The sequence below is a fragment of the Aeromicrobium sp. genome (assembly GCF_025965075.1).
GTDB lineage: Bacteria > Actinomycetota > Actinomycetes > Propionibacteriales > Nocardioidaceae > Aeromicrobium.
In genome coordinates this window covers 1-5003 of record NZ_JAOPXQ010000238.1, presented here as the reverse complement: position 1 = coordinate 5003, position 5003 = coordinate 1, and the positions used below count along the sequence as shown (strand labels likewise).

Annotated in this window: 4 protein-coding genes; 3 read left to right on the top strand and 1 reads right to left on the bottom strand. The window is 68.2% G+C overall.

Annotation, left to right across the window (positions count from 1 at the left end; all coding sequences use genetic code 11):
• Both JWQ91_RS14225 and JWQ91_RS14220 read left to right on the top strand, forming a co-directional pair.
• Positions 1–696 (top strand): acyl-CoA dehydrogenase (locus JWQ91_RS14225; RefSeq protein ID WP_297785457.1); only part of this gene is annotated, 696 nt, incomplete at its 5' end.
• Positions 697–730: 34 nt separating this feature from the next.
• On the top strand, positions 731–1612 hold the full coding sequence (locus JWQ91_RS14220) for a hypothetical protein (protein ID WP_297785454.1): 882 nt from the start codon (positions 731–733) through the stop codon (positions 1610–1612).
• 54 nt (positions 1613–1666) lie between these two features.
• Here the strand turns inward: JWQ91_RS14220 and JWQ91_RS14215 are convergent, their stop codons facing one another.
• Complete coding sequence (locus tag JWQ91_RS14215) at positions 1667–2173, bottom strand: MarR family transcriptional regulator (RefSeq protein ID WP_297785451.1); 507 nt, start codon at positions 2171–2173, stop codon at positions 1667–1669.
• A 96-nt stretch (positions 2174–2269) separates the two neighbouring features.
• On the opposite strand from JWQ91_RS14215, the gene icmF reads away from it, so the two are divergent.
• On the top strand, positions 2270–5003 hold a 2734-nt coding region (gene icmF / locus JWQ91_RS14210; RefSeq protein WP_297785447.1), incomplete at its 3' end, for a fused isobutyryl-CoA mutase/GTPase IcmF.

Genomic DNA, 5003 nt, shown 5'->3' with positions numbered 1-5003 from the left:
CTCACGACGCTCAAGGGCGACACCGACGTCTTCACGACGTTCGAGGGCGACAACCACGTCCTCTTCCAGCTCGTCGCCAAGGAGCTCCTGACGTCGTACGCCCAGGAGGTGGGCGGCCTCGACCCGGTCGGGATGGTCCGCTTCGCCGCCGGCACGGTCGCCGACGTCGTCAAGGAGCGCACCGCTGCGTCGCAGCTCATCCAGCGGCTGATCGACGCCCGCCCCGGCAACAGCGACAACGACCACGACCTGCTCGACCGCGGCACCCAGCTCAACCTGTTCGAGGACCGCGAGGAGCACGTCCTCGAGACCGCCGCCCGCCGCCTGCGCCGGGCCGGCAAGGACCCCGTCGAGGCGTTCGCGGTCTTCAACGCCGCCCAGGACCACGTCATCCGCGCCGGCCGCGTGCACATCGAGCGCATCGTGCTCGAGGCGTTCACCGCCGGCATCGCGCGCTGCGAGGACCCCGAGGCGCAGGAGCTGCTCCGCGACGTGTGCTCGCTGTACGCCCTGACCGCGATCGAGGAGGACCTCGCCTGGTTCATGGGCCACAACCGGCTCTCGGACGTCCGCGCCAAGACCGTCACGACCCTGGTCAACGAGCTGCTGGACAAGCTGCGCCCGCACACCCTGACGCTGATCGAGGGCTTCGGCGTGCCGGAGGAGACGCTGGGCGCCGCGATGCTCAAGATGTGACAAACAGTCACACCGGCGTCGGGACTCTGGCAGAGTGTCCAAGTTCCTCCCCCACCATTTCCTCCTGGAGACCCTCGTGCGTCAGATCACCCTCGTCCGCGGAGGAGCGCTGTTGACCGCAGCCGCCCTCACCCTCAGCCTCGGAGCCGGCCCGGCCAGCGCCGCCGAGTCCACCCCCACCCTCCGCCCCGCGGCCGCGGTCGCGGACGCGGAGGACCGTCCGGCCGCGCGCCCCGCAACGGGCGCCGACCTGCAGGACGCCAGCAGCGCTCGCGCATCGCGGTCAGCCGAGCCGGCACCCGTCGTGGACGTCACCAGGATCAAGGCGTACTCGACGCAGCTCTTCAGCGCGGACGAGAACTACATCGACCTCGACGTCTCCCTCAACGAGGGCGCTGACGAGAACGCGATCGACAACATCACGTTCAACCTGTCGGTCGACGGCAAGAGGACCGGCCCCCTCGACCTCTGGTACGACGACGAGGAGGACGTCACCTTCGTGATCGTCCCGGGCGACGTCGGACTGGGCAAGGCCAAGATCATCGGCTCCACGATCAACTACACCGCCGAGTCGGGGCTCGCTCCCACCAACGACACCACGAAGAGCAACCTGTTCTACGTCCGTCGGGGCATCGTCGGCGAGGCCTCGTACGCGGTCAAGGGCACGAAGAAGACGTTCTACGCCGAGAACATCGGCATCTTCAAGCCGTCGATCGGCACCTTCACCTCGCTCAAGACGATCAAGCTGCAGTACAAGAAGGGCAGCAAGTGGAAGACCAAGAAGACGATCAAGCTCGACGCCGCGGGCAACGGGCGCTACTCGTTCACGACCAGCACGAAGTACAGGTACCGGTTCTACTCGGCGGTCACCACGACCTCCGGTGGCTTCGTCACCTCGGCGACCCCGAAGATCTGACCCGCTGACACCACGAAGGCCCCGTCTCCTCGGAGACGGGGCCTTCGCACGTCCTCAGTCCTTGAAGTCGCCCGCCGACGCGCGGAGCGTGCGGAGCAGCGCGAAGGCCTCGTCCTGCTGGTCGGAGGTCAGCCCGCCGACCGCGAAGTCGATCGTCGTGACGGCGGCCGTCGCCTCGACGAGGACCTCCTTGCCCGCGGGCGTGAGCTCGGCGAACGTACGCCGTCGGTCGCTCGTGTCGGCGACCCGGCGGACGAGCCCCTGCGACTCGAGCCGGTCCATCGCATTGGTCACCGAGGTCGGGTGCACCATGAGCCGCGCGCCGATCTTGCTGAGCGGGAGCCGGCCGGTCGAGCTGAACGACAGCAGGACCAGGACCTCGTAGCGGGCGAATGTGATGCCGAACGGCTTCACCGCCGCGTCGAGCTCGCTGATGATGAGCTGCTGCACCCGCATGATCGACGTCGCGAGCCGCATCGCGGTGGGACTGCCGATGCGCTCGACCCACAGCTCCCCCGCCCGTTCGATCGGGTCGAACGGGAGTCTGGGGTCCTCTGACATGCGCCCATCGTACGGACTGGGGCCCGGGGCTGGCAATTAGTTGGATGTACGACTATTTTAGGTCCTAGTAATGACTTCGGCGAAAGACCAGAGGGTATGACCGATCTTCACGTCCCGACCAATCCCATCCGTCTCGTCACGGCGTCCGCGCTGTTCGACGGGCACGACGCATCGATCAACATCATGCGGCGGATCTTCCAGTCCCAGGGCGCGGAGGTCATCCACCTCGGGCACAACCGCTCGGTCAAGGAGGTCGTCGACGCGGCGATCGAGGAGGATGTGCAGGGTGTCGCGGTGTCGTCCTACCAGGGCGGCCACGTCGAGTACTTCGAGTACCTCATGGAGTCCCTGTCCGAGCAGGGCGCCGGTCACATCCGGGTCGTCGGCGGCGGCGGCGGCGTCATCGTCCCCGAGGAGATCGCCCGGCTGCGCAAGTCCGGCGTCACGATCTTCTCCCCCGAGGACGGCCAGCGCCTCGGCCTCGTCGGCATGATCAACTCCGTCGTCGCCGATTGCGACTTCGACCTGACCGCCGACTCGAAGATCGACGTCGACGGCGTCCTGGCCGGCGACCGCGCCGCGCTCGCCCGCGCCATCACGTTCGCCGAGGCGGGCCGGCTCGACGACGACCGCATCACCTCGGCGACGTCCTCCGCGACGGTCCTCGGCATCACCGGCACGGGCGGATCGGGCAAGTCCTCGCTGACCGACGAGCTCGTCCGCCGCTTCCGGGTCGACCAGCAGGACAAGCTGCGCGTCGCGGTCCTCGCGGTCGACCCGACCCGTCGCCGCGGCGGCGGCGCCCTCCTCGGCGACCGCATCCGGATGAACTCCCTCGACGGCGAGCGCGCCTACTTCCGCTCGCTCGCGACCCGCGGCTCGCACGAGCTGCCCGACTCGCTCAGCGACGTCATCGCGGTGCTCAAGGCCGCCGCGTTCGACCTGATCATCGTCGAGACCCCCGGCATCGGCCAGGGTGACGCGGCGATCGTCCCGTTCGTCGACTCGTCGCTGTACGTCATGACGCCCGAGTTCGGCGCCGCCTCGCAGCTCGAGAAGATCGATATGCTCGACTTCGCCGACACCGTCGCGATCAACAAGTTCGAGCGCCGCGGCGCCAAGGACGCACTGCGTGACGTCGGCCGGCAGATGGTGCGCAACCGCGAGGCGTTCGGGAAGCGACCCGAGGACATGCCGGTCTTCGGCACCTCCGCGGCGACGTTCAACGACGACGGCGTGACGGCGCTCTACCAGCACCTGCGCGACGCCCTCGCCGAGCACGGCCTCCCGGTCAGCGAAGGCATCCTCCCGGCCGTCGGCGTCAAGTTCTCCAGCGGCATCCAGCAGGTCGTCCCGACCGACCGGGTCCGCTACCTCTCCGAGATCACCGAGACCGTGCGTGGCTACCACGCCGAGACCGAGCGGCTGGCCGACGCTGCCGACCGCGCCCAGCGGCTCGAGCTCGTCGCGGCCGAGCTGGCCGAGTCCGATCTCGAGGGCGCCGGCGTCGACGAGCTCCTCACCAGCGCCAGGAAGGCCCTGCCGCACGAGGTCTCCGACCAGATCGTGGCGTGGCCCGCCGTCGTGGAGTCCTACTCCGGCGACGAGATGGTCACCAAGGTCCGGGACAAGGAGATCCACACCCAGCTGACCCGCGAGTCGCTGTCGGGCAACAAGATCTCCCGCGTCTCGCTGCCCCGCTTCACCGGCCACGGCGATCTCGTCCGCTTCTGGCGCCGCGAGAACCTGCCGGGCTACTTCCCCTACACGGCCGGCGTCTTCCCGTTCAAGCGCGACGGCGAGGACCCCGCCCGCATGTTTGCCGGCGAGGGCGACCCGTTCCGCACCAACCGCCGCTTCAAGCTGCTGTCCGAGGACGGCGACGCGACGCGTCTGTCGACCGCGTTCGACTCGGTGACGCTGTACGGCCGCGACCCCGACCCGCGGCCCGACGTCTACGGCAAGGTCGGCACGTCCGGCGTGTCCGTCGCGACGCTCGAGGACATGAAGGTGCTCTACGACGGCTTCGACCTGGTCTCGCCGTCGACGTCGGTGTCGATGACGATCAACGGTCCCGCCCCCACGGTGCTGGCGTTCTTCCTCAACACCGTGATCGACCAGCAGGTCGACAAGTTCCGTGCCGAGCACGACCGCGAGCCTTCCGAGGCCGAGTACGCGGACCTGCGGACGTACGCGCTGCAGAACGTCCGCGGCACGGTCCAGGCCGACATCCTCAAGGAGGACCAGGGGCAGAACACGTGCCTGTTCTCCACCGAGTTCAGCCTGCGGATGATGGGCGACATCCAGCAGTACTTCATCGACGAGGGCGTGCGGAACTTCTACTCCGTCTCGATCTCGGGCTATCACATCGCCGAGGCCGGGGCGAACCCCATCAGCCAGCTCGCGTTCACCCTCTCCAACGGGTTCACGTACGTCGAGTCGTATCTCGCCCGCGGGATGGACATCGACGACTTCGCGCCCAACCTGTCGTTCTTCTTCAGCAACGGCATGGACCCGGAGTACTCGGTCCTCGGCCGGGTCGCCCGCCGCATCTGGGCGATCGCGATGAAGGAGAAGTACGGCGCCAACGACCGCTCGCAGAAGCTCAAGTACCACGTGCAGACGTCGGGTCGCTCGCTCCACGCGCAGGAGATGGACTTCAACGACATCCGCACGACGCTGCAGGCCCTCATCGCGATCTACGACAACGCGAACAGCCTGCACACCAACGCCTACGACGAGGCCGTCACGACGCCGACCGACGCCTCTGTGCGCCGAGCGCTGGCCATCCAGATGATCATCGACCAGGAGTGGGGCCTGTCGATGAACG

Coding starts and splice junctions, on each gene's coding strand:
- JWQ91_RS14215 (WP_297785451.1), bottom strand. CDS start 2,173: ATGTCAGAGGACCCCAGACTCCCGTTCGACCCGATCGAACGGGCGGGG.